8 protein-coding genes are annotated in these 24,148 nt (G+C 72.0%); 2 read left to right on the top strand and 6 right to left on the bottom strand.

The annotated features are described in order from the left end of the window. Positions 1–21 precede the first annotated feature (21 nt). Positions 22–1,221, bottom strand: a complete 1,200-nt coding sequence (locus TR33_RS17295) for a lactonase family protein (RefSeq protein ID WP_042284136.1) — start codon at positions 1,219–1,221, stop codon at positions 22–24. Between the two features lie 108 nt (positions 1,222–1,329). Further along, positions 1,330–2,151, bottom strand: coding sequence for an SDR family NAD(P)-dependent oxidoreductase (locus TR33_RS17290; RefSeq protein ID WP_234305868.1), 822 nt, complete (start codon positions 2,149–2,151; stop codon positions 1,330–1,332). 492 nt (positions 2,152–2,643) lie between these two features. Between TR33_RS17290 and TR33_RS17285 the strand changes: the two genes are divergently transcribed. Together TR33_RS17285 and TR33_RS17280 are read left to right on the top strand one after the other, a co-directional pair. Continuing rightward, complete coding sequence (locus TR33_RS17285; protein ID WP_017535595.1) at positions 2,644–3,132, top strand: globin domain-containing protein; 489 nt, start codon at positions 2,644–2,646, stop codon at positions 3,130–3,132. Positions 3,133–3,187: 55 nt separating this feature from the next. Further along, on the top strand, positions 3,188–3,928 hold the full coding sequence (locus tag TR33_RS17280; RefSeq protein ID WP_017535594.1) for a pyridoxamine 5'-phosphate oxidase family protein: 741 nt from the start codon (positions 3,188–3,190) through the stop codon (positions 3,926–3,928). Between the two features lie 50 nt (positions 3,929–3,978). Here the strand turns inward: TR33_RS17280 and hrpA are convergent, their stop codons facing one another. The 4 genes from hrpA to TR33_RS17260 all read right to left on the bottom strand — a co-directional run bounded on the left by hrpA (position 3,979) and on the right by TR33_RS17260 (position 24,083). After that, positions 3,979–7,965: an ATP-dependent RNA helicase HrpA gene (gene hrpA, locus TR33_RS17275; RefSeq protein WP_042284131.1), complete on the bottom strand. Its 3,987-nt coding sequence runs from the start codon at positions 7,963–7,965 to the stop codon at positions 3,979–3,981. 225 nt (positions 7,966–8,190) lie between these two features. Beyond that, on the bottom strand, positions 8,191–14,337 hold the full coding sequence (locus TR33_RS17270) for a type I polyketide synthase (RefSeq protein ID WP_042284128.1): 6,147 nt from the start codon (positions 14,335–14,337) through the stop codon (positions 8,191–8,193). Between the two features lie 85 nt (positions 14,338–14,422). Then, on the bottom strand, positions 14,423–17,740 hold the full coding sequence (locus tag TR33_RS17265; protein ID WP_042284126.1) for a type I polyketide synthase: 3,318 nt from the start codon (positions 17,738–17,740) through the stop codon (positions 14,423–14,425). Continuing rightward, on the bottom strand, positions 17,727–24,083 hold the full coding sequence (locus TR33_RS17260) for a type I polyketide synthase (protein WP_199806151.1): 6,357 nt from the start codon (positions 24,081–24,083) through the stop codon (positions 17,727–17,729). The genes TR33_RS17265 and TR33_RS17260 overlap by 14 nt, the downstream gene beginning before the upstream one ends. Between the last annotated feature and the right edge of the window lie 65 nt (positions 24,084–24,148).

The raw sequence follows: 24,148 nt of genomic DNA, 5'->3' as shown, positions 1-24,148 counted from the left end.
CACGCCGGGGGCCGCCCTCCCCTACTCGGCCGTCTCGGCGCGGCGGATGCGCTTGAGCGGGATCGGCAGGACGCACACCGGGACCGGGATATCCAGGCGATGACCGGTGTCGGTGGGGATGCCGGTGTCGGGATCGATGAGCAGCGACCTGAGCTCGTCGCCGTTCTGGGCGGCGGCGACCAGGTGGTCGGGCTCGTCGCGGTGACCGCGCACGACCGTGAAGTGGCGCGGCCAGGCGCCCACCGGCGTGTCGGCCAGATGCTCCAGGCGGGCGCCGCCGTCGCGGACCGCGAAGGTCGAGATGACGTCGGCCCCCCGGTTGGAGACGTAGACACGCCCCTCGTAGGTGCTCGTCAGGGGGAGGGCATCGCCCTCGGCGATCTCGCGCCCCTCGACCTTGAGACGGTGCAGGACGATCTCGGCGGGGAAGTTGCTCCCCGCGGCCTCCTCCGCGGTGGCGGGGAGCGACCCCAGGTGTTCGCCGGCGCCGGCCACCCCGTCCCAGCGCACGACGTGCACCCGGGAGTCGAGTTCGCCCACCACGTACACGTGGTCGCCGTTGACGACCATGTGCCGGGGACCGGTGCCGGGCGGCAGCGGGACGACGGGGAAGTCGTCCTCGTTCGGCTCGGGCACCTCGTCGGTGACCTGTTCGGGCAGCGGCGTGTAGTGGTAGACGCGCAGGTCGTCGGTGCCCAGGTCGGCGGCGAGAAGGTAGCGGGCCGCCGGCTCGAAGGAGTCGAGGGCCACCGCCGTGCTGTGCGCGTGCGGTCCCTCCTGACGGTCGGCCACCGGCCCCTTCCCACGGTGGGCGAGCGACCGGATCTCCCCGGTGGGCGTCCCGTCCTCGGCGGTGGCGACGAGGGAGACCAGACCGTCGGCGTATCCGGCGACGGCCACCTCGCGCGGGCCTAGGTAGCGGACGTGGCAGGGAGAGCCGCCTCCGGTGGGCACGGAACCCAACTCGGTGAGGGAGGCGTCGCCGTGCGGCCGGAAGGCGGTGAGGGCCCCTTCGGCCCGCTCGTTGACCGCGTACACGGTGGGCGGCTCGGGCCGGTAGGCCAGGAAGGAGGGCCCGGAGGTGCGGGCGGCGACCCCTCCGTCGGTCAACTCTCCGGTGCGCGGATCGAACCAGACCCGGTGGATGCCCCGCCCCTCGCCCGGGGGATCGGAGTCGGGGGTGTAGGTCCCCACGAGCAGGAGTCGTCGTGGTGTGTCCACCGGGAGCCTCGTTTCCGTCGACTGGAGCGGACGTGTGGTCCATACCGCCCGCGGCATGCTACCCGTCCCCGTCCCCGCCCGGGAAGGGACGAGGCCGGAAACCCCGACTCAGTCGATCACGGCCCCCGCGGTGAGGTTGAGGGCCGCCCCCGAGACGTGACGGGCCCGGTCCGAGGCGAGGAAGACCGCCGCGTGCCCGGCGTCGGCGAGCGTGGGCAACGCTCCGAGCACCGTGCTCCGGGCGAGTTCGTCGAGCTCGCGCTCCGTGGTGGCCTCGTCCGAACGCGAGGAGAGCGGTACCTCCCTCCCCTCCACGATCACCTTCAGGTCTTCCCCATAGGCGTCGGCCCCCGCCACGGACTCGGCGAACCCGCCGGTGCGCAACCAGGCGACGCGCACCCCTCGCGAGCCCAGCTCACAGGCCCACTGGCGGTACATCGCCTCCACCGTCTCCCAGGCCACCCGGGTACCGCCCAGCTCCGGGGAGGGCGGGCCGTGCCCGATCACCGTCAGCACCACACCGGAGCCCCGTTCCGCCATGTGCCGGGCCGCGGCCCGGACAGGGTGGAACTGCGCGGCCAGGGCGGTCGTGACCGGGGCGGCGAAACGGTCGAAGGGCATCCGTTCCAACGGCGCCCCTTGAACGTCGCCGTAGGAGACCGCGTTGAAGACGATGTCGACGCGTCCGGCCTCGGAGACCACCGAGTCGGCGTGCCGCCCCACTTCTTCGGGGTCGGTGACGTCCAGACGGGCGATGCCGGGTTCGGGCCCACCGAGGCGGCCGATCTCCTCGGCGACGGCCGCGAGCCTCCCCTCTCTGCGACCGGTGAGGAAGAGCCGGGCCCCCTCCTCGGCGAACGCGCGCGCCACGGCGCCGCCCACGAAACCTCCCGCGCCGTGCACGATCGCGATCCTGTCCTTCAACAACACGGAACCCACCTCTTCCTGTCGGGGTCGAACGGTCCTTCCGTATCGACCTCCCCAGGGGCGAGGACTCATCGGTGCCGGCGGGGCCTCGGTGACGCTCCGGCGCGGGTGGAGGGGCAGGTGGAACGCCTGTCACCCCGCCGATCCCCCTCGTTTCGATGGCTCGGACCGGGTGGTTCGTATACGGAATGTCGTAAAACGACGACCATCCGACTCGTAGTACATCTGTTACAGTTCCTCCTCAACAGGCCGAGATGGGAAGGTAAGGGTCTCCTCCATCACACCCGTCCTGTTCGAGATCTCCGGATTCGGCTGACCGTACCGACGGGGATCGCGACCGGACGGGCGGCCTCCGGGCCCCCTCGAACAGCCGCTCCGGCCCCCGGAGGGACGACCCCGATCAAGACCTCATCCCCCCTCGGTGACGGCGAGTACGCGCGACTACGCGCGCTCGCGGACCGTGGTTCCCCGCTCACCCGAAGTCTGGACCTGCCCTTGACCCTCCGATACATCTCCGAAGTGCCGCTCCCCGACCGGGACGTCATCGATCTGGTGCGCCGGTCGTGCGCCGATGTGCCCGAGGGGTCGACCCGCCTGGCCAAGTGCTTCTACGACAATCTCTTCGCGATGGTGCCCGAGGTGCGGGACATGTTCCCCTCCGACATCCGGCCTCAGCAGCAGCGGATGGCCGACGCCCTCCTGGCCGTGGTGCGCCACCTCGACTCGCCCGACGAGATCGCGGAGTACCTCCGGCGTCTGGGGCGACAGCACCACCGGGAACTCGGTGTGCGGCCCGAGCACTATCCGCACGTCGGGCGCGCCCTCGTACGCGCGGTCAGCGAGGTCTCCCCCACCTGGACGTCCTCGATGAGCTCGGCCTGGGTGCTCGTCTATCAGTGGATCACCGCGCACATGATGGCCGGTGCCCAGGCCGACGACGGCTCCGAGGGCGCCCCCTACACACCGCGCAGGGCCCGCCGTTGACCGATGACGGCGCTCAGGCACATTCCCCCACACCCATCGTCGAAAGCCTCCGTTCATGACACAGCCCAGCCAGAACCGCCTGCCCGGCAGCGAGGGCGAGCACCACGTACAGCGGGTCATGGGTACGGCCGAACGCGCCGCCCGGTTCTACCGCGACCAGATGCTGGACCACCTGAACCCGGCGATGAAGGAGTTCATCGCCCACCAGGAGATGCTGTTCATCGCCACGGCGGACGGGCGGGGCGAGTGCGACTCCAGCTTCCGGGCCGGGCCGCCGGGGTTCGTCCACGTCATCGACGATCGCACCCTGGCCTTCCCCGAGTACCGGGGCAACGGGGTGTTCGCCAGCGCGGGCAACGTCACCCAGAACCCGCACATCGGTCTGATGTTCCTCGACTTCTTCCACAACCGGATCGGTCTGCACGTCAATGGTCGGGTGAAGATCATGGAGGACGAGGCTCTACGACCCCATGTGCCGACCCTGCCGCTGCCGCAGATGCCGGGACAGCGCGCGCAGATGTGGATGCTGGTCCAGGTGGAGGAGGCCTACATCCACTGCCGCAAGCACATCCCCCACCTGCGCAAGGTCGGCGCCGAGGAGTCCTGGGGAACCGACGACACCCTGCGCAAGGGCGGCGACTTCTTCGAGGCGAAGAAAGAGAACGAGGCCCGGCGCGAGGCGGTCGTCGCGGAGGCGCCCCGCATGGACGGTCGTCACCGTCGCGTGGAGGAGCACGCGGGGCAGGGGTACACCGTGGGCGCCGAATCGTACCGGGGATGGTACGGACGATCGTGACCCCGTGAACGCGAGGGCGCCCCGACCGATGTGCTCGGTCGGGGCGCGTCCTATTTCCCGTCGGCGGTCTTGACCGCTTCGAGGGCCTTCATGATGCGTTTGTCGGACACCGGGTAGGCGGTCCGCAGTTCCTGGGCGAACAGGCTGACGCGGTACTCCTCCAGCATCCAGCCCAGTTCCACCACGTCGGGGTCCTCGGCACGACCCGCCTTGAGAACCCCTCGGACCTTGGTCACGGCCTGGCGCATCTGTTCGACCTTGGCCATGTTGACCTGATCGCGGCGCGGGTTCTCCGCGAGTTTGCCCAGCCGGTACTCGATGCCCCGCAGGTAGCGGTGCAGATCGTCCAGGCGGGAGAGCCCGGCCCGGGTGATGAACCCGTCCCCGACCAGACCGGCGAGCTGCCCCTGGACGTCGTTGAGCGAGGGCAGCACCGCCAGGGAGGTGGTCCCCTTGATCTTCTTGGACACCTTGCGCCACAGGACCAGGACCCGGGCGACCTTGTCGAGGACCTCGGCGAGGGTATCGCCCAGGTCGGCCCGGATCCGGTCGGCGAGCCGGGCGAAGTCCTCGCCGTTCCACACCGGCCCTCCCTCACGGGTGAGCAGGTGGTCGACGGCCGCGGCCTCGGCGTCGGCCAGCATCTTCTTGATCGAACCGTGCGGGTTATCGGCCAGGGCGAGCTTGTCCGGGTTGTTCAGCCCCTTGCTCACGACCGTCGCCGGGGACGGGATCGTGAGCATGAGCAGGCGACGGGTGCCCGCGCGCATGGCGGCGCGCTGTTCCGGGCGGGTGTCGAAGATACGGATGGCGACGCTCTCGCCCTCGTCCACCAGCGCCGGATAGCCCTTGACCTTGGGACCGAGCGCCTTGCGCTCCAGGGTCCGTTCGAGGGGCCCGAAGTCCCAGGAGGTGATGCCCTTGCGCTCCACGCCCTTGGCCTCGGTGGCGATGGCCTCCCGCAGCCGGGGCTTGAGCGCGGCGCGCAGCCCTTCGAGGTCCTTGGACTCGGCGAGGGTGCGCTTGCGATCGTCCACCGCGCGGAAGGTGATGCGCAGGTGGTCGGGGACCCGATCGAGCTGGAAGTCCTCCGCGCGGACGCGCTCCCCGTAGGCCATGCGGGTGAGTTCGGCGGCCAGGGCCTCGGTGAGGGAGCCCTCGTACGGGACCAGGGCGCCCCGGGCCCGGGCCGCGTGGTCCGGGACGGGCACGAAGTTGCGCCGCAGCGGCTTGGGCAGCGAACGGATCATCGCGGTGATGAGTTCGTCGCGCAGACCGGGGATCTGCCAGTCGAAGCCGGTGTTCTCCACCTGGTTGAGGAACTTGACCGGGATGTGCGCGGTGACCCCGTCCGAGTCGCTGCCCGGCTCGAACTGGTAGGTGAGGGGGAAGACGAACGAACCCTGACGCCACGTGTCCGGGTAGTCGTCCTCGCTGACCACGTCCACACCGTCGTTGATGAGCTCCTCACGGGTGAAGTCGAGGAGCTTCGGGTCGGCGCGGTGGGCCTTCTTCCACCAGGAGTCGAAGTGGGCGGCCGAGATCGCCGACTCGTCGACGCGACGGTCGTAGAAGTCGAAGAGGGTGTCGTCGTCCACGACGATGTCACGGCGTCGGGCCCGGTGTTCCAGGTCCTCCACCTCGTCGAGGAGTCTGCGGTTCTCGTGGAAGAAGCGGTGGCGGGTCTCCCAGTCGCCCTCGACGAGGGCACGCCGGATGAAGAGCTCACGGGAGAGCTCGGGGTCGATCCGGCCGTAGGAGACCTTGCGCTGGACCACGATCGGCACCCCGTACAGGGTGACCCGTTCGAAGGCCATGACGGCGCCGCGTTTACGTTCCCAGTGCGGCTCGCTGTAGGAGCGCTTGACGATGTCCGCGCCGAGCTCCTCGGCCCACTCGGGCTCGATCCTGGCGACCATGCGACCCCAGAGCTTGGAGGTCTCCACCAGTTCGGCGGCCATCACGTAGCGCGGTTGCTTCTTGAACAGGGCCGATCCGGGGAAGATCGCGAAGCGCGCCCCTCGTCCGCCCAGGTACTCGTGCTTCTCCGGGTCCTTCAGACCGACGTGGGAGAGCAGACCGGCCAACAGCGACATGTGGACGGCGCGCGGGTCGGCGGCCTCCTCGCGCAGGGGCGGCACCTCGATGTCCATCTGCCGCAGGACCTGCTTGAGCTGGGAGTGGATGTCCTGCCACTCACGGACGCGCAGATAGTTCAGGAACTCCTCACGGCATTCCTTGCGGAACCGGTTGCCGGACAGCTCGCGCTGCCGTTCGCGCAGATGGTTCCAGAGGTTGAGGAAGGCCAGGAAGTCCGATTCCTTGTCGACGAACCGGGCGTGGGCCTGTTGGGCCTGTTGCTGCTTCTCGGTGGGGCGCTCGCGCGGATCCTGGATGGACAGCGCCGAGGTGATGACCATGACCTCGGCCAGACAGTCGCGCTTCTCGGCCTCCAGGACCATACGGCCCAGGCGAGGGTCGATGGGCAACTGGGCCAGGCGGCGACCCGTCGGGGTGAGGCGGCGCTTCCGCCCCTGCCCGCCCGCGGGTTCGGGGTGCAGGGCCCCCAGTTCGGTGAGGAGGTTGACGCCGTCCTTGATCTGACGGTGGTCGGGGCCGTCCACGAACGGGAAGGCGGCGACGTCGCCCAGCCCGAGGGAGGCCATCTGGAGGATGACCGAGGCCAGGTTGGTGCGCAGGATCTCGGGGTCGGTGTACTCCGGGCGGGAGAGGAAGTCCTCCTCGGAGTACAGCCGGATGCAGATGCCCTCGGACACACGACCACAGCGGCCCTTGCGCTGGTTGGCCGAGGCCTGGGAGATCGCCTCGATCGGCAGCCGCTGCACCTTGGTGCGATGGGAGTAGCGGGAGATGCGCGCGGTGCCCGGGTCGATGACATACTTGATGCCCGGCACCGTCAACGAGGTCTCGGCGACGTTGGTGGCCAGGACGATGCGGCGTCCTCCGTGCGAGGACCAGACGCGCCGCTGCTCGGCCACCGACAGGCGGGCGTAGAGGGGGAGGATCTCGGTGCCGCGGAGTCTCTTCTTCTCCAGGGCCTCGGCGGTGTCGCGGATCTCGCGTTCCCCGCTGAGGAAGACCAGGATGTCGCCGGGGGCCTCCCCCGACAGCTCGTCGACGGCCTCGAGGATGGCCTGGGTCTGGTCCTTGTCGGTGCCCCCGCCCGGGTTCTTCTCGTCCGGGTCGAGGATCTCGTCGGTGATCGGCCGGTAGCGGACCTCGACGGGGTAGGTGCGCCCGGAGACCTCGACGATGGGGGCGTCGTCGAAGTGGCGGGAGAACCGTTCGGGGTCGATGGTGGCCGAGGTGATGATCACCTTGAGGTCGGGACGCTTGGGCAGGAGCTGCTTGAGGTACCCGAGCAGGAAGTCGATGTTGAGGCTGCGTTCGTGCGCCTCGTCGATGATGAGGGTGTCGTACTGGCGCAGCATCCGGTCGTGCTGGATCTCGGCGAGCAGGATGCCGTCGGTCATCAGCTTGACGAGGGTGTTGTCGCCGGAGGAGTCGGTGAAGCGGACCTTGTAGCCGACCGTCTCGCCCAGGGGGGTGCCGATCTCGTCGGCGATGCGCTCGGCGACCGTGCGGGCGGCCAGCCGACGCGGCTGGGTGTGACCGACCGTGCCCATGACGCCGCGGCCCAGCTCCAGACAGATCTTGGGGAGCTGGGTGGTCTTTCCCGAGCCGGTCTCACCGGCGACGATGACGACCTGATGGTCGCGGATCGCCTCGGCGATGTCCTCGCGGCGGGCGCTGACCGGCAGCGCCTCGGGGTAGTGGAGTTCGGGGACGGACTCACGACGCGACTCGACGCGGACCCGCGCTCGGTCGATGTCCTCGGCGATGTCGTTCCGCACGGAGGCGCGGCGGCGCTCGTCGCGGATCTTGGCCAGTCCGTCGATACGTCGACGGAGCCGGTGACGGTCCGCGGGCATGAGGCCCCGCAACCGGGAGCGGAGAGGATCCGCGTCGGAGGAGGATGTGTGCGCGGACGAGCGCGCGGGCGTGGTGGTGCTCATCAGTACTCAAGGTTAAGAGGGACCGCAACCGGTTTTCCCGGTGGGCGGGCCGACACGGGGCCGGCCGGTGGAGCCGGACGGCGCGGGCGGCTCCGGGCCGGGGGCGGCCCCCGGGCGCACCTCGTTGAGAACGCCTCCGAGGGACGGTTTGTTCCGTCGGGGGCGGGCGACCGTACCGGGGGGCGTCCTCTCGACGGATCCGTCGAGAGGACGCCCCCGACCGTGTTACGAGGTGTGCTCCTCGACCCAGGCGTGAACGAGCGCGGCGGTGCTCTCGCCGTGCTCCTCCAGCATGCTGATGTGGTCGCCCTCGGCGTCGACGGCGACGTGCGGCAGGGACCACTCGAACCGCCAGTCGTCGCCGCCGATGCGGGTCCCGTCGGCGGTGCGCATGGGACCGCCCGGGCGCACCGCCAGGGTGGGCACCTCGGTGCGCCGAGGTGCCCAGTCGGCGCACAGGCTCATGTAGCGGCCCATGGCGGTGACCCGGGTGCCGTCCATCAGCCCGAAGCGGGTCTCGCGTTCGAGCACCCCGGCCTGGATGATGGGCCCGGCGGTCGGTTCGTCCGGCATGGGGGTGTCCATGAGCACGACCGCCTCGGGCGCCCGGCCTCGGGCCTCCAAGAGGGTGGTGACCCCGTGCGCGGTCCATCCACCCGAGGAACGGCTGACCACGACGAACGGTTCGTCGCCCACCACCTCCAGGACGGCGCGGGCCTGGAGTTCCATGGCGGCCTCCAGCGTCGCGGGCAACGGGTCGCCCGGGGTGAAGCCGGGCTGGGGCAGTACCACGACCTCGCGTCGCCCCTGGAAGTAGGCGCCGAAGCGGGCGTACTCCTGGACCCCGGAGACCATCACCAGCGACGGCAGGCACACCAGTCGGGGCCCGATCGGGCCTCGGGCGACGGTGACGGGCCGGGGCAGGGGACCGAAGTCGTCGGGGCCGTCGAAGGTGGGCCGCAGATGCGCCGCGGCCTGGATGAGGGCGAGCCCATCGTGGACGCGTCCCTGCACGCAGGCCTCGCGGAACAGCGGGACCGAGGCCTCGATCGGGTCGCCGACGGCGGCCGGCCGTTCGGGGGCCGGCGCTCCGTGCTCGGGGAGTTCGGCGGCCAGGAACGCGGCCAGACGTCGGGGGGTGGCGTGGTTGAGCACCACCGAGGCGGGAAGGCGCAGTTCGGTGGCGTCCCTCAGCTCGTTGCGCAGTTCCACGGCGGTCAACGAGTCCATGCCCAGTTCGAGGAAGTTCTGGTCGGGATCGAGCTCTTCGCCCGCGGACCGTCCCAGGACCTCCAGGGTGCGTGAGCCGACCAGGTCCAGCAGCGCCCGATCCCGGTCGTCCCCGGTGAGGGAGCGCAGGTCGGGGCCGGCCGAACCGATCGCGGCGGCCTTGCGACGCGGGGGCCGGACCAGTCCGCGGAACAGCGGCGGAAGGTGACCGGTACGGGCGGCCCGGGAACGCACGGCCCCCAGGTCGAGCGGCATCGGTACGAGGTGGGCGTCGGTCGCGGCCAGCGCGGCGTCGAGTAGGGCGAGCCCTTCGTCGTGGCCGAGAGGGCGGGCCATGCCCAGGCGACGCAGTCGGGAGATGTCGGTGTCGGCCAGGTGGGATCCGGACTCGCCCAGCCGCTCCCAAAGGCCCCAGCCCAGAGAGAGGCCGGCCAGCCCTTGGGCGCGGCGGTGGTGGACCAGTCCGTCGAGGAAGACGTTGGCGGCGGCGTAGTTGGCCTGTCCCGGACTGCCCAGCACACCGGCGGCGGAGGAGAACAGCACGAAGGCCGTCAACTCCAGGTGCCGGGTGAGTCGGTGCAGGTGGAAGGCTGCGTCGGCCTTGGGACGCAGGACGGTGTCGATCCGTTCGGGGGTCAGGGCCGTGAGCACGCCGTCGTCGATGGTGCCGGCGATGTGCACCACCGCCGTGGGCGGATACGCCTCGATGACCTCGGCCAGCGCGTCGGAATCGGTGACGTCGCAGGCCACGAAGGTGCTCTGGGCTCCGAGTCCGGCGAGTTCGGCGCGCAGGTCGGCCGCGCCGGGGCTCTGTTCACCACGACGGCTCAGCAGCAGCAGGTCGCGGGCGCCGTGGTGGGCCGCCAGGTGGCGGGCGATCGCCGAGCCGAGGACACCGGTGGCGCCGGTGACCAGGACGCGACCGCCGGCGAACCCGCTCGGGGCGGCCTCGTCGGGGATCTCGGCGGCGGTGAACCGGGGCGCCCGAACCTCTTCGGAACGCAGGGCCATCTGCGGTTCCCCCGTGGCGAGGGCCCGCGGCAACAGGGCGACGCCCTCCTCCCCGAGACCGGGGGCGAGGTCGACGAGGACGAAACGGTCGGGCTGTTCCACCTGTGCCGACCTGAGCAGCCCCCAGAGCGGGGCGTTCGCCACGTCGTCGACCCCCTCCTCACCGACGGCGACCGCTCCGCGGGTGACGATGACGAGCCGCCGATCGACGGTGCGTTCGTCGGCCAGCCAGGTCTGAAGCAGATCCAGGACCCGGTGCAGGGCCCGTCGCGCCTCGCCGGACAGGTCCTCGGGGTCGGGTGAGACGGAGACGCACGGGACCAGGACGGTGGCGTCGTCGGTCAGCTCGTCGAGACTCCCGATCGAACGTGTCCGCAGCCCCGCCCCGGTCAGGGCGTCGGCGACCCCGGCGGGGTCCTCTCCCAGGACCGTGAACGCGGTGTCGGCCGGCACGGCGGGCAGGTCGAGGGCGGGCCAGGTCAGGGCGTACAGCTCTCGGGACTCCGCGCGGCGGGCGCTCTCCTCGATCCGGTCGGCGGCGACCGCGCGGACCTCCAGCGCGTCGGCGGTCAGCACCAGGTGTCCCGTGCCGTCGGTGACGGTGAGGGCGTACTCGTCCTCGCCGACACGGGCGGTGTGCACACGTACCGAGGTCGCGCCCGTGGCGTGCGAGGTCACCCCGGTCCAGTTGAACGGCAGCCGTACCTTGTCGTCCTCGTCCGCGAGGAGGGCGATGGTGTGCAGAGAGGCGTCGAGCAGAGCGGGGTGGACGTCGTGACCGTCCACGGCGACGCCCTCGGGAAGCGCCACCTCCGCCCAGACCTCGTCCTCGTCACGCCAGGCCGCGCGCAGCCCTTGGAAGACGGGACCGTAGCCGTAGCCTCGGGAGGCCAGGCGCGGATAGAGGTTGTCGACGGGCAGCGGCGCCGCCGAAGGCGGCCACACCCCCTGGTCGACAACGGGTGTGGGCCGCTCCGGGGTGAGCACGCCCTCGGCGTGCTCCGTCCAGGTCCCGCCCGCGCGCCCGTGCACACGCACCGTGCGACGACCGTCGGCGTCGGCTTCTCCGACGGTGACGTGGACGCGGACGTCCTCGTCGGGCCGTAGAACCAGGGGCGCGTTGAGGGTCAGTTCCGCCACCCCGCCGGCGCCGACGTGTTCGGCGGCGTGCAGGACCAGATCCAGATGGGCCGCCCCGGGCAGGATGACGGTGCTGCCCACCGCGTGGTCGGCCAGCCAGGGGTGGTCGCTCAGGGAGAGCAGCCCGGTGAACAGGTGTCCGGCGTCGTCGGGGAGTTCGACGGCCGCGCCCAGCAACGGATGCGGGACGGGGTCGACGCCGCTGCCGGAGACGTCCGCGGAACGGGTCGGGGCCGACCAGAAGCGGTCCCGTTGGAAGGCGTAGGTGGGCAGGTCGACCAGCCCGGGACGGTACGGGTCGTACAGGGGAGCCCAGTCCACGGCCACGCCGCTCACGTGCGCGCGGGCCAGTGCCAGGAGCGCGTCAGTGGGCGTTCCCTGGTCTCGACGCAGGGTCGACAGGACCGCCGTGGTCTCGTCCCCCGCGGCCTCCACGGTCTGCTGGATTCCGTAGGTGGTGACGGGGTGGGCGCTGACCTCGACGAACGCACTGAACCCGGCATCGTGCAGGGCGCGGACGCCCGGCTCGAACAGAACGGTCCGGCGCAGGTTCTCGAACCAGTGCTCCGCGTTCAGCGCGGTGCCCTCGATGCGTTCACCCGTGACGGTGGAGTAGAGCGGGACGCGGGTCGGACGGGGGGTGATGTCCGCGAGCGCGGCGAGAAGATCCTCGCGCAGGGGGTCGACGTGCGGGGAGTGACCGGCGACGTCGTCGTGGATGCGACGGACGTGCACCCCGTCGGACTCACAGGTCTCGATGAGCTCGGCGACGGCGTCCTTGTCTCCGGCGACCACCACGGTGGCGGGGCCGTTGACCACGGCCACGCCGAGTCGACCCTCCCAGGGGAGGATCCGTTCGGCCGCCTCCTCCGCGGAGATCGACAGTACGGCCATCGCGCCCTTGCCGACCAGGGAGGTGAGCAGCCTGCTGCGGGCGATCACCACCAGGGCGGCGTCCTCCAGGTCGAGCGCCCCGGCCACGTGCGCGGCGGCGATCTCACCCTGGGAGTGGCCGATGAGCGCCGAGGGGCGCAGGCCGTGACGTCGCCACAGGTCGGCGAGGGCGACCATGACGGCGAAGAGGACGGGCTGGACGACGTCGATCCGGTCCAGGCCGGGCGCCCCCGGCTCACCGCGCAGTACGTCGGTGAGCGACCAGTCCACATGGGCCGCGAAGGCCTTCTCGCATTCGTCGATACGAGCGGCGAAGGCCGGGTCTGAGTCCATGAGGGGGACCGCCATACCGCTCCATTGGGAGCCCTGGCCGGGGAAGACCAGGGCGGTGCGGGCCTGTTCGCGTACACGGCCGCGCACCACGGAGTCGTGGTCGGCCCCCTCGGCGACGGCGCGCAGGGCCTCGACCAGTCCGTCGGTGTCGGATCCCACGACGACGGCGCGATCGGGCAGGTCCGCACGGGCCGTGGTGAGGGTGTGGCCGACGTCGACGGGCCGCAGGTGGGGATGGGCCTCGACGTGGTCGGCCAGACGCGCGGCCTGGGCGGCCAAGGCCTCGGCGCCGCGCGCCGAGAGCGGCCAGGCGACGGGGCCCGTCCGCTCGGGCGCCGGTTCCGGGGCGGCGTCCGGCAGGGGTGCCTCTTCGAGGATGGCGTGGGCGTTGGTTCCGCTCATGCCGAACGAGGACACGCAGGCGCGGCGCACGTGGCCCTCTTCTCGCGGCCACTCGTGGGCCCGACGCAGAGGGACGACGGTACCGGCCGACCAGTCCACGCGCGGAGTGGGCGTGTTCAGGTGGAGGGAACGGGGCAGCAGCCCGTGCCGGAGGGCGAGCACCATCTTGATCACGCCGGAGATACCGGCGGCGGCGACGGTGTGCCCGATGTTGGACTTGAGCGAGCCGAGCAGCAGTGGACGGTCGGGGGTGCGGGCCCGGCCATAGGTGTTGATGAGCGCCTCGGCCTCGATGGGGTCGCCGAGCGGTGTGCCGGTACCGTGCGCCTCGGCGGCGTCGATGTCGGCGGCCTCCAGCCCGGCGTTCTCCAGAGCCTGTCGGATGACCTTGCGCTGGGCGGAGCCGTTGGGCGCGGTCAGCCCACTGGAGGCACCGTCCTGGTTGACCGCGCAGCCGCGCACCAGGGCCAGGATCGGACGCCCGGCGCGGCGGGCGTCGGAGAGGCGTTCGATGACCAGGACACCGCAGCCCTCGCTCCAGCCTGTGCCGTCCGCGGCCTCGTCGAAGGCCTTGCTGCGCCCGTCCGGGCTCAGCGCCCGCTGTCCGCTGAGGCCGGCGAACTCCGAGGGGTCGGTGACGACGCTGACCCCGCCGACCAGGGCTCGTTCGCACTCGCCCCGGCGCAGCGACTCCACCGCCGTGTGCAGTGCGGTGAGAGAGGAGGAACAGGCGGTGTCGATGCTGACCGCGGGCCCCTCCAGCCCCAGGATGTAGGAGATGCGGCCCACCGAGACGCTGGGCGCGGTACCGGTGACCAGGTGGCCGGCGCTGCCGTCGGTGGTGTCCACGGCCCGGGGACCGTACTCGGTGGCGATGACCCCGGCGAACACCCCGGTACGACTACCGCGCAGGCTCGTCGGGTCGGTGCCGGAACGTTCCAGGGCCTCCCAGGCGCACTCCAGCAGCAACCGCTGCTGGGGATCCATGGCCGTGGCCTCCTTCGGCGAGATACCGAAGAACGAGGCGTCGAAGTCGGCGACGTCCTTGAGGAAGGAGGCGTTGCGGACGTAACTGTGGCCGTGGTGGTCGGGATCGTCGTCGAACAGGTCCCGCAGGTCCCATTCACGGTCGGTGGGAAAACCCGACACGGTCTCGCGTTCGTCGACCAACAGCTCCCATAGCCGCTCCGGTGTGTCGATACCACCGGGGAAACGGCAGCTCATCGCGGTGATGGCCATCGGTTCGGAGGCGGCCTCGCTCAACCGCCGGTTCTCTTCGCGCAGACGTTCGTTGTCCTTGATGGAGGCGCGTAGGGCCTCCACCACCCGGCCGTCGGGACGGCCGGTGGCGGTGTCGTGCATCGTGTCCCTCGATCGCTCAGGGTCTTCGGCGCGGTAAGGGCGCGCCGTCGTGTGGAGAAGGTCGGCTCGTGGGAGTCCCGGCGGGTCAGTCCCGCCCGTAGACCATGCGCACCAGGTCGTCGACGTCCATGGAGTCGACGTCCGCGCCCTCCTCGGCCGCGGCGGGCGGATCGGACGCCTCTGCTCCGTTCCCATCGCCGGCGTCGGCCGGGGCCAGGGCGAGCACGGCCTCAAGGAGGCCGGCGGCGCGCAGGGCCTCCAGAGGAACGGAGTTCAGGGCGGCCCTGAGCCGCTCCTCCTCGGCCTCGGGGTCGATCTCCCGAACGTCGGTGTACTCCCCCGCCAGGTGTTCGGCGAGAACCCGTGGGGAGGGGTGGTCGAAGACCGTGGTGGCGGAGACCTCCAGGCCGGTCAGGGAGCTGATCCGAGCCCCGAGTCGGACGGCGCCGCGCGAGTCCAGCCCCATGTCGAGGAAGCCCTGTTCGGCGAGGACGTCCCGGGGAGAGGCGTGGCCGAGCAGGGCCGCGGTCTCGTCGCGCACCAGGTCCAGAAGGGTCTCGGTCCGCTCGTGACCGTCCATGCCGGACAGGTCGAGCCGGACCGTGGGCGCCGGGGCGGCCTCGGGTGCGCCTCCTCCGGTCTCGACGATCACGCGCCCCTCCACCGGCGGGTTCATCCAGAACCGGCGTCGACGGAAGGGATAGGTCGGCAGGTCGGAGAGGAGTCGCCCCTCGGGGAAGAGCGCCGTCCATTCCACGTGTGTTCCACGCGTGTGCAGGGCCGCCAGGCCTTCGGTGAGCTCGTGCGTCTCGGAGCGGGTGCCGCCGAGCAGGGCGGTGACCTCGGCGTTCTCGGTTCCGGACAGACAGGACTGCACCATGGAGGCCAGGACTCCGTCCGGTCCCACTTCGACGAACTCGGTGATCCCGGCGTCGCGCAGCCGGCCGATACCGTCCCCGAACCGGACCGCCTCGCGTACGTGTCGCACCCAGTAGTGGCCGTCGAGGATCTCGTCCCCGGCGCGACCACCGGTCAGGTTGGACACCAGCGGGATCCGGGGGGCGTGGTAGGAGACCCGTGAGGCGGCCTCGGCGAAGGGGCCCAGGACCGGGTCCATGAGGGCCGAGTGGAAGGCGCGGCGCACCGGCAGACGGCGGGTCCGTCGTCCTCGAGCGGCGAACGCCTCGGCCACGGTGAGCACGGCCCTCTCCTCGCCGGACAGCACCACGCCCTCGGGCGAGTTGACGGCGGCGAGCGAGACCACCCCCTCGGCCTCGTCGAGGGCTTCGCGGATCTCCCCCTCCCCCGCCTGGACGGCGACCATGACGCCGCCCTCGGGCAGGTCCTGCATGATGCGGCCCCGAACGGAGACCAGCTCGACGGCGTCCTCCAGGGAGAACACCCCGGCCACGTACGCGGCCGCCAGTTCGCCGATGGAGTGGCCCACCACGTGGTCGGGCGTGACACCGACCGATTCGAGCAGACGGGTGAGGGCGACCTCGACCGCGAACACCCCGGCCTGGGTGTAGAGGGTCTCGTCGAGCAGGGCCGCCTCGGGGCTCCCCTCCTCGGCCCACATCACCGAGCGCAGCGGGCGTTCCAGACGCCGATCGAAGGCGTCGACGACCTCGTCGAGGGCCTCGGCGAACACCGGGTGGGCCCGGTACAGGTCGCGGCCCATACCCGGCCGTTGCGACCCCTGGCCCGAGTAGACGAAGGCGACGACCCCGTCGGGGCGCTCCCGCCCGTGCACCACGTGCGGGGCCGGGGTCCCCTCTACGAGGGAGTCCAGGCCGGTGTCGAGGGACGGGGCGTCGGAGGCCAGGACGACCGCCCGGTGCTCCATCCGCGCCCGGCCCGAGGCCAGGGTACGGACCAGTGAGGAAAGCCGGGCGGGGTCGACGTCCCACTCGGAGAGGGTGGCGCGCAGCCGGGAGGCCTGCTCCCGTAGGGCCTCCTCGGTACGGGCCGACAGCACGAACGGCAGGGTGTCGGCGCTCTTCTCGGACTCGGGTTCCGGGTCCTCGGGGACCGCCTCGACGATGGCGTGGGCGTTGGTCCCGCTGATCCCGAAGGAGGAGACTCCGATCCGGGCCGGACGGCCCAGGTCGGGAAGTGGGGAGGCGGTGGTGGCGATCCGCGCGACCGCCTCGTCCCAGTCCACGTGCGGGCTGGGGGTGTCCGCGTGCAGGGTCGGTGGGACGACCCCCGCGCGCAGCGCGCACACGGCCTTGACCAGACCGGCGACCCCCGCCGCCGCCTGGGTGTGGCCGACGTTGGACTTGAGAGAGCCCAACAGGAGCGGCCGTTCACGGCCCGGCCCGTAGGCCTCCATCAGCGCCCCGGCCTCGATGGGATCGCCGAGGGTGGTGCCGGTGCCGTGCGCCTCCACGGCGTCCACGTCGGCGGGGGCGAGGTCGGCGTCGCTCAGGGCCGAGCGCACCACCCGCACCTGGGACGGCCCGTTGGGGGCGGTCAGCCCGTTGGAGGCGCCGTCCTGGTTCACGGCGCTGCCGCGCAGCAGGGCGAGCACCGGGTGCCCGTTGCGGCGGGCGTCGGAGAGACGTTCCAGTACGACCACCCCGGCGCCCTCGGAGAAACCGGTACCGTCGGCGTCCGCTCCGAAGGCCTTGCATCGACCGTCTCCGGCCAGGCCGTCCTTACGGGTGAACTCCGCCAGCAGCCCCGGGGAGCCCATGACGGTGGCTCCTCCGGCCAACGCCAGCGTGCACTCTCCCTCGCGCAGGGCCCGCACCGCCAGATGCACGGCCACGAGCGAGGACGAGCAGGCGGTGTCCACGGTCAGCGCCGGGCCCTCCAGGCCCAACAGGTAGGACAGTCGCCCCGACGCCACACTGGGGGTGGTGCCGGTGAGCAGATGCCCCTCCTCCGGCCCGTCCGACATGCGCGGTCCGTACTCGGCGGCGGTGACCCCCATGTACACACCGGTGGCGCTCCCGCCCAGCGAGGAGGGGTCGATCCCGGACCGTTCGAGGGACTCCCAGGCCACCTCCAGCAGCTGCCGCTGCTGGGGATCCATGGCGGCCGCCTCCTTGGGCGAGATACCGAAGAAGGCGGCGTCGAACTCCGCGGCCCCTTCGAGGAACCCGCCCCGGTCCGTGGCGGACAACGGCGTGGAGCCGTCGTTCCCCAGCAGGGCGTCCAGGTCCCAGCCCCGGTCGAGAGGAAGAGGCGAGAGCGCCTCGCGTCCCTCCGACACCAGCCGCCACAACGCCTCGGGCGAGTCGATCCCTCCGGGGAGTCGGCACCCCATCCCGACGATCGCGATGGGGTCCGACCTGGTGTCGAGCTCACGGTTGCGGTCGCGTAGGCGCGCATTCTCCTTCAACGCCGACCTCAGCGCGGTGACGAGCTTGGCGCTCTGGTCGCTATCGGTGGCCATCGGCGGTCTCCTGTTCACCGTCGGAAAGATGCTCCGCCCCCAGGGCGAGATCCAGCAGGTCGTCCACGTCCATGTCGTCGATGTCGTCGACACCGTGATCATCGTCCACCCTCGGATCCCGCGCGGGCCCCGCGTCGGTCCCCCGCGTGGCGGCGGGCTCCTCCTCGGAGCGCCGCGTGTCTCCGAGGGCGACCAGACCGACGAGCAGTCGGGCCAGGGCCCGAGGGTTGGGATGATCGAACACGGCGGTCGCGGTCAGTCGGGCACCGACCTCCCCCGAGAGGCGGTTGCGCAGTTCGACCGCGCCCATCGAATCCAGCCCCAGATCGCGGAAGGACCGGTCGGCCGGGACCGCGGCGACCCCGGCGTGACCGAGGACCTCCGCGGTGTGCGCCCGCACCCTGCCCAGGAGCACGCGTTCGCGCTCTCCCTCGGACAGGGAGGCCAGCCGTTCGGGCGACGCCTTCGGCTCCGTCGAGGGGGTGGGCGGAGGCGGGGCCACGACGGGACGTGTCGGCTCGGCAGGCGGCCCGGATCGGCCCTTGCGCGTCCGGCGGGCGCCGCCGCGCGGAGGTCCGCCGCGGCCGGAGGTCGTACCGACCCCGGGCAGGAACGGATGTTCGGGGGCGTCGTCCTTGTTCACCAGGGCCGGAACGTACACATCGGATTCCAGGTACAGCGCCGCGTCCAGCTTGGCGAGCGCCCGGTCCGGCGGCATCGGGGCGAGCACGCCCCCGTCCCAGGGGTTCTCCGAGGACGGTCCGAGCCCGCCCCACCGGCCCCAGGCCAGAGAGGTCGCGGGGAGACCGCGCTCACGCCGATGGTGGGCGAGCGAGTCGGAGAAGGCGTCGGCGGCGGCCGAGTGGTGCCTCCCGGGTGCGCCCAGCACCCCTCCGGCAGAGGAGAACAGGACGAAGGAGCCGAGCTCCCGGTCGAGGGTGAGCTCGTGCAGGTTCCAGAGGGCGTTCACCCGGTTCCTCAGCGCCGCCACACCGTCGATCGGTTCGGACTCGTCGAGTACGGCGTCCTCCGTGTGGACGACGGCCCCCAACGGACGCTCCAATCCGTCCAAGAGCCGGGACAGGGCCTCCCGATCGGCCACGTCGCAGGCCTTGACCTCGACCTCGGCCCCCAGAGAGCGGAGTTCGCCGGTGCGGCCGTCCTGACCGGGCGCGGCGGCGCCGCCCGGCCCGACGAGGGTCAGATGGCGCACACCGTATCCGGCGACCAGGTGACGGGCCGTCCGGTGTCCGATCTCCCCCGTCCCCCCGGTGACCAGGACGGTCGCCCCTGCCGGGAACGGTTCGGGGAAGGTCAGCACGGTGCGGCCCACGTGGTCTCCACGCCGCAGGGCCTCCAGGGCCTCACGGGCGTCGTGCACGTCGTAGACGGTGACCGGTAGAGGGCGCAGGGTTCCGGCCTCGAACAGCTCCGTGACGCGGGTGAGCACCGTGGCCACCCGGTCGGGGCAGACCTCGGCCAGGTCGAGCGGATGGTAGCCCCGCCCCGGGTGGGCCGCGGCCACCTCGGCCTCCGAGCGCACGTCGGTGACGCCCAGTTCGACCAGGCGACCGCCCACTCCGGCCCCGTCCGCGGGCGATCGCAACAGTCGCAGCGAGGCGTCGACGAACCGACCCGTCAGGGAGTTGAGGACCACGTCGAGCCCGCGGTCGCCGTTGGCGGCGCGCAACCGGTCCTCGAAGTCCAGGTCGCGTGAGGAGGCCAGGTTCTCCGGCGGGACCCCGTACTCCTCCGGCAGCGCCCACTTGTGCGGGGCGGCCGTGCCGAAGACCCGGGCACCCATGTAGCGGGCCAGTTGGACCGCGGCCAGACCCACCCCGCCGGCGGCCGAGTGCACCAGGACGCTCTCGCCCGGTCGGACCCCGGCCACGTCCACCAGGGCGTGGTAGGCGATCAGGAAGGACAGCGGCACCGAGGCGGCCTGTTCCAGGTCCCATCCTTCGGGAACCCGCACCAGGGCGCGCCGATCGGCGACCGCCAGCGGTCCCAGCGCTCCGCGGAACACCCCCATGACACGGTCTCCGGGGGCCAGGTCGGTGACATCGGCGGCGGTCTCCACGACCACGCCGGCCCCTTCCAGACCCATCCGTTCGTCGAGCAGCCCCAGCCCGACCGCGACGTCACGCTGGCCGACCCCGGCCGCGCGGACGGAGATCCGCACCTGACCCGCGTCGAGTCGGGCGGTCGCCTCGGGGGCGACCGTCAGGATCGGTCCTCGCGCGGAGCCGGAGGGGTCGGGCCCCAGGCGCCAGGCGGCGGAGGGCGGGACCGGACGATCCGGTTCGCACGCCGGGGCCAGACGGGGCGCGAGGGCGGCCCCCGAACGCAGCGCCAACTGCGGACGTCCCGTGCTCACCGCGTCGACCAGGACACGGTGGGAGTCCTCCGAACCGTCGGAGTCCACCAGGACCACGCGGCCGGGATGTTCGCGCTGGATGGAGCGGATCACGCCCCAGACGGGGGCTGCGGCCGGCCCGCCCAGGCGGTCCTCCCCCGAGGTCACCACGGCACGCCAGGTGATCAGGACCAGGCGGGAGTCCACGGTGCGCGGGTCGGTCAGCCACTCCCGCACCGTCGCCAACGCCGCCTCGACCCCCTCGCTCACCGCGTCGGGCACGGGCTCGTGCTCGGCGTAGACCTCGCGGGCGGGCAGCTCGGCGTAGACCGTGTCGGGCACCGGTCCGCCTCCGGCCAGGTCGGCCGGGGAGACCAGTCCCACCGGCATCCGACCGTCGCTCTCGGGCAGGGAGAGCGGTTCCCAGAACAGGCGGTACAGGCCGGGCTCCTCCCCCTGGGGAGGGGGCAGGGTCTCGCTCTCCAGCGACCGCAGCCGTACCTGTTCGGCCTCCAGCAGCGGGGTGCCCGAGCGGTCCGTGACGGTGACCCGATAGCGATCGGGGCCCACCGGTTCCAGGGCCACCCGCGCCTCGGTCGGGACCGAGGCCGAGAGGACCCGGACCCCGCGCCATTCGACGGGGACCAAGGGCGGCCCCTCGGTGCGCGGTCCGAAGAGGAGTACCGCGTGCAGGGAGGTGTCGAGCAGCAGGGAGCGGGTGACGGAGGACGGCAGGCCGTGCCCGGAGGGCAGGACCACCCGGGCCAGCAGGGTGTCGCCCAGGCGCCAGACCTCGCGCAGTCCCCGGTTCAGGGGCCCGTGCGTGTGGCCGCGTCGGGCCAGCCGCCCATAGGCCTCGTCCGGGTCGAGGTCGACCGTCACCGCCTCCGGAGGCGGCCAGGCCGCGGGCTCGGCGGTCTCCCTCCGGGTCCGGTCCGGGGCCAGGGTGCCGAGGGCGTGGTGGACCCACTCCCCGTCCGCGGTCCCTCGCGAGTGCACCTCGACCTGGCGCGTTCCGTTCTCCGCCGCCGCGCCCACGGTCACCTGCACGTGGGTGGTGCGGTCTCCGGAGGAGAGCAGCACCGGTTCGGTCAGGTCCAGCCCTTCCACGGCGCCGGTGCCCACCACGTCTCCCGCGTGCAGGGCCAGCTCCAGCACCGCCGTTCCCGAGAGGACCGTGCGACCGAGCATCCCGTGATCGCGGACCCACGGCTGATGGGCCTCGTCGATCCGCCCGGAGAACACGGTGCGGCCGTCGACCAGTTCCACCCCCTGATCGGGCAGGAGGTCGTCGGAGCGGCCGGAGGCCCCCTCCGGGCGCCGCGCCGGTGTGCGCGGCCAGTGGCGCTCACGCTGGAACCGGTAGGTGGGCAGATCGGTACGGCGGGCCCCGGTCCCCTCGAAGAGGCCGGCCCAGTCCACGTCCACCCCCGCGGTGAAGGCGTGGGCGGCCGCCGTCAGCAGACGGGCCTGATCGCCCTCGCCGCGACGCAACGTCTCCAGGACCCGTCCCCGGATCCCCTGTTCGGCCAGAGTCCGTCGGATCCCGTAGGAGAGCACCGGATGCGGTCCCACCTCCAGGAAGGTCCGGTATCCGGCTCCGGCCAGCGCGGCCACCGCCGGGGCGAACAGCACCGGTTCGCGTAGCCCCGAGTACCAGTAGGAGGCGTCCAGATCCGGGGAGTCCTCGCCCAGTTCACGGCCGGTGAGGGTCGAGTAGAAGGGCACCTTGGGGCGCTGCCATCGCACCCGCCCCAGGTAGGAGAACAGGCGTGCGCGGATGCGCTCCACCTGGGCCGAGTGGGACGCGTAGTCGACGTCCACCATCGACCCGTGCAACCCCTGGTCCACGCAGCGGCGCACCGCTTCGCGCACCGAGTCGGGGTCGCCGGAGACCACGACGGCGTTCGGTCCGTTGATGGCGGCCAGGTACAGGTCGGGGAGGCTCTCCGTGAGGGTCTCGGCCTCGATCGCGGACATCCCCAGGGAGGCCATCGCGCCGCTGCCGCCCAGCCCGGTCAGGGCCCGCCCCCGCAGGGCCATGACACGCGCCGCCTCCTCCAGGGTCAGGGCTCCGGCGACACAGGCCGCCGCGAGTTCGCCCTGGGAATGGCCGACCACCGCGGCCGGACGGACGCCCAGCGTCTCCCACACCCGGGCCAGGGACACCATGACCGCCCACAGGGTCGGTTGCACGACGTCCACCCGGGCCCCCTCCCCCATGAGGGCCGGGGCCTGAGGGTCACCGCGCAGCACCGCCGTCAACGACCAGTCCACGTGGGGTTCCAGAGCGCGTTCGCACGCGCGGATCCGCTGCGCGAAGGCTCGGGCGAGCACACCGTCGCCGGCCAGCAGATCACGTCCCATCTCGGCCCACTGGCCGCCCTGGCCGGGGAAGACCAGCACCGGCCCCGGCGTGTCGGCGTCCATGGGGGTCTGCCCCTCGGGCAGGACCGACTCCAGTTCCCGGGTGCTCCCCTCCCCCGAGGCGAACACCACGGCACGGTGTTCGAAGACGTCCCGTGTGGTGGCCAGGGACAGCCCCACGTCCTGGGCCCGGGTCCCCTTCCTGGAGGAGACGTGAGCGTGCAGGGCGGAGGCCTGTTCGCGCAGGGCCGTCTCCGAACGGGCGGAGAGCACCCACGGGACCGGGTCGAGGGCTCGGGCGCCCGAGCCCCCGTTGTCCACCGTGCCCTGTTCGGGGAGCGGCGCCGGGCCCAACACCATGTGGCAGTTGGTCCCGCCCATGGCGAAGGCCGACACCCCGGCCAGGGGCGCGTGACCCGGCCAGGGCTCACGTCGGGTCTGGACCGAGAGCCGCAGGGCCTCCAGGTCGATGTCGGGGTTGGGCTCGACGAAGTTGAGGGAGGGCGGCAACGTCTGGTGGTCCAGGCTCAGCACCGTCTTGACCAGACCGACGATACCCGCCGCGCCCTCCAGGTGTCCGACATTGGTCTTGGCCGACCCCACACGCAGGGGGTCGGGGCGTTCCTTGGAGAAGACCGAACCCAGGGCCCTGGCCTCCACGGGGTCCCCGGCCGGGGTACCGGTGCCGTGCAGCTCCACGTAGCCGACCCGGTCGGGACGTTGACCGGAGTTCTCGTAGGCGGCCCGGATGACGGCCTCCTGGCCGGCCGCGGTGGGTCGTGTGAGGTACTCGCCCGCACCCGAGTGGTTGACCGCTCCGCCGTGGACGACCGCGTGCACGCGATCCCCGTCGGCCAGGGCCCGGGAGAGCGGTTTGAGCAGGACGACGGCCCCGCCCTCGCCTCGTACGTAGCCGTTGGCCCGAGAGTCGAAGGTATGACAGCGCGCGTCGGGGGACAGACCACCGAAACGGACCACCGCCTCGGTGCTCTCCGGGACGAGGATGAGGCTGACCCCACCGGCCAGCGCCAGCTCCGATTCCCCCCGGCGCAGGCTCTCCACGGCCATGTGCACGCCGACCAGGGACGAGGCCTGCCCGGCGTCGATGGTCAGGCTGGGGCCGCGCAGTCCCATGGTGTGGGAGAGACGGTTGGCGATCAGGCTCCGATGGGTTCCGGTGAGGGTGTGCCGGGTGATCGCGTCGGCGCCGCCCCGGTCCTGGAGCAGGTGGTGATCGGAACCGATCGCACCGACGAACACGCCCACCCTGCTGCCACGCAGGGTGCCCGGCGCGACCCGGGCGTTCTCCACCGCCTCCCAGCCCAGTTCGAGCATGAGGCGTTGTTGGGGGTCGGTCGCCACCGCCTCGCGCGGGGAGAGTCCGAAGAAGGGGGCGTCGAAGCCGGCCACGTCGTCGAGGTATCCGCCCCAGTCGTGTCCGCGTTCGGGCGAGAGCGTCCCCAGCCTCTCGGGAGGAGCGGAGATGGCCTCGCGTCCCTCCGAGAGCAATCGCCAGAAGGCCTCCGGCTCCGGAGCTCCGGGGAGCCTACAGGCCAGGCCGACCACGGCGACGGGTTGCCAGGTGTCAGGGGATACGGCCCCGTCCGCTGCGCCACTCACGATCGCTGCCTTTCACTCTCGGCCGTCCCGTCGTCCCCGCCGCGGTGTCCCATCCGGCGGACAGA

The sequence above is a fragment of the Nocardiopsis alba genome (genome assembly GCF_000710955.1).
Classification (GTDB): domain Bacteria; phylum Actinomycetota; class Actinomycetes; order Streptosporangiales; family Streptosporangiaceae; genus Nocardiopsis; species Nocardiopsis alba.
This window is presented reverse-complemented; position numbering and strand designations above follow the sequence as displayed.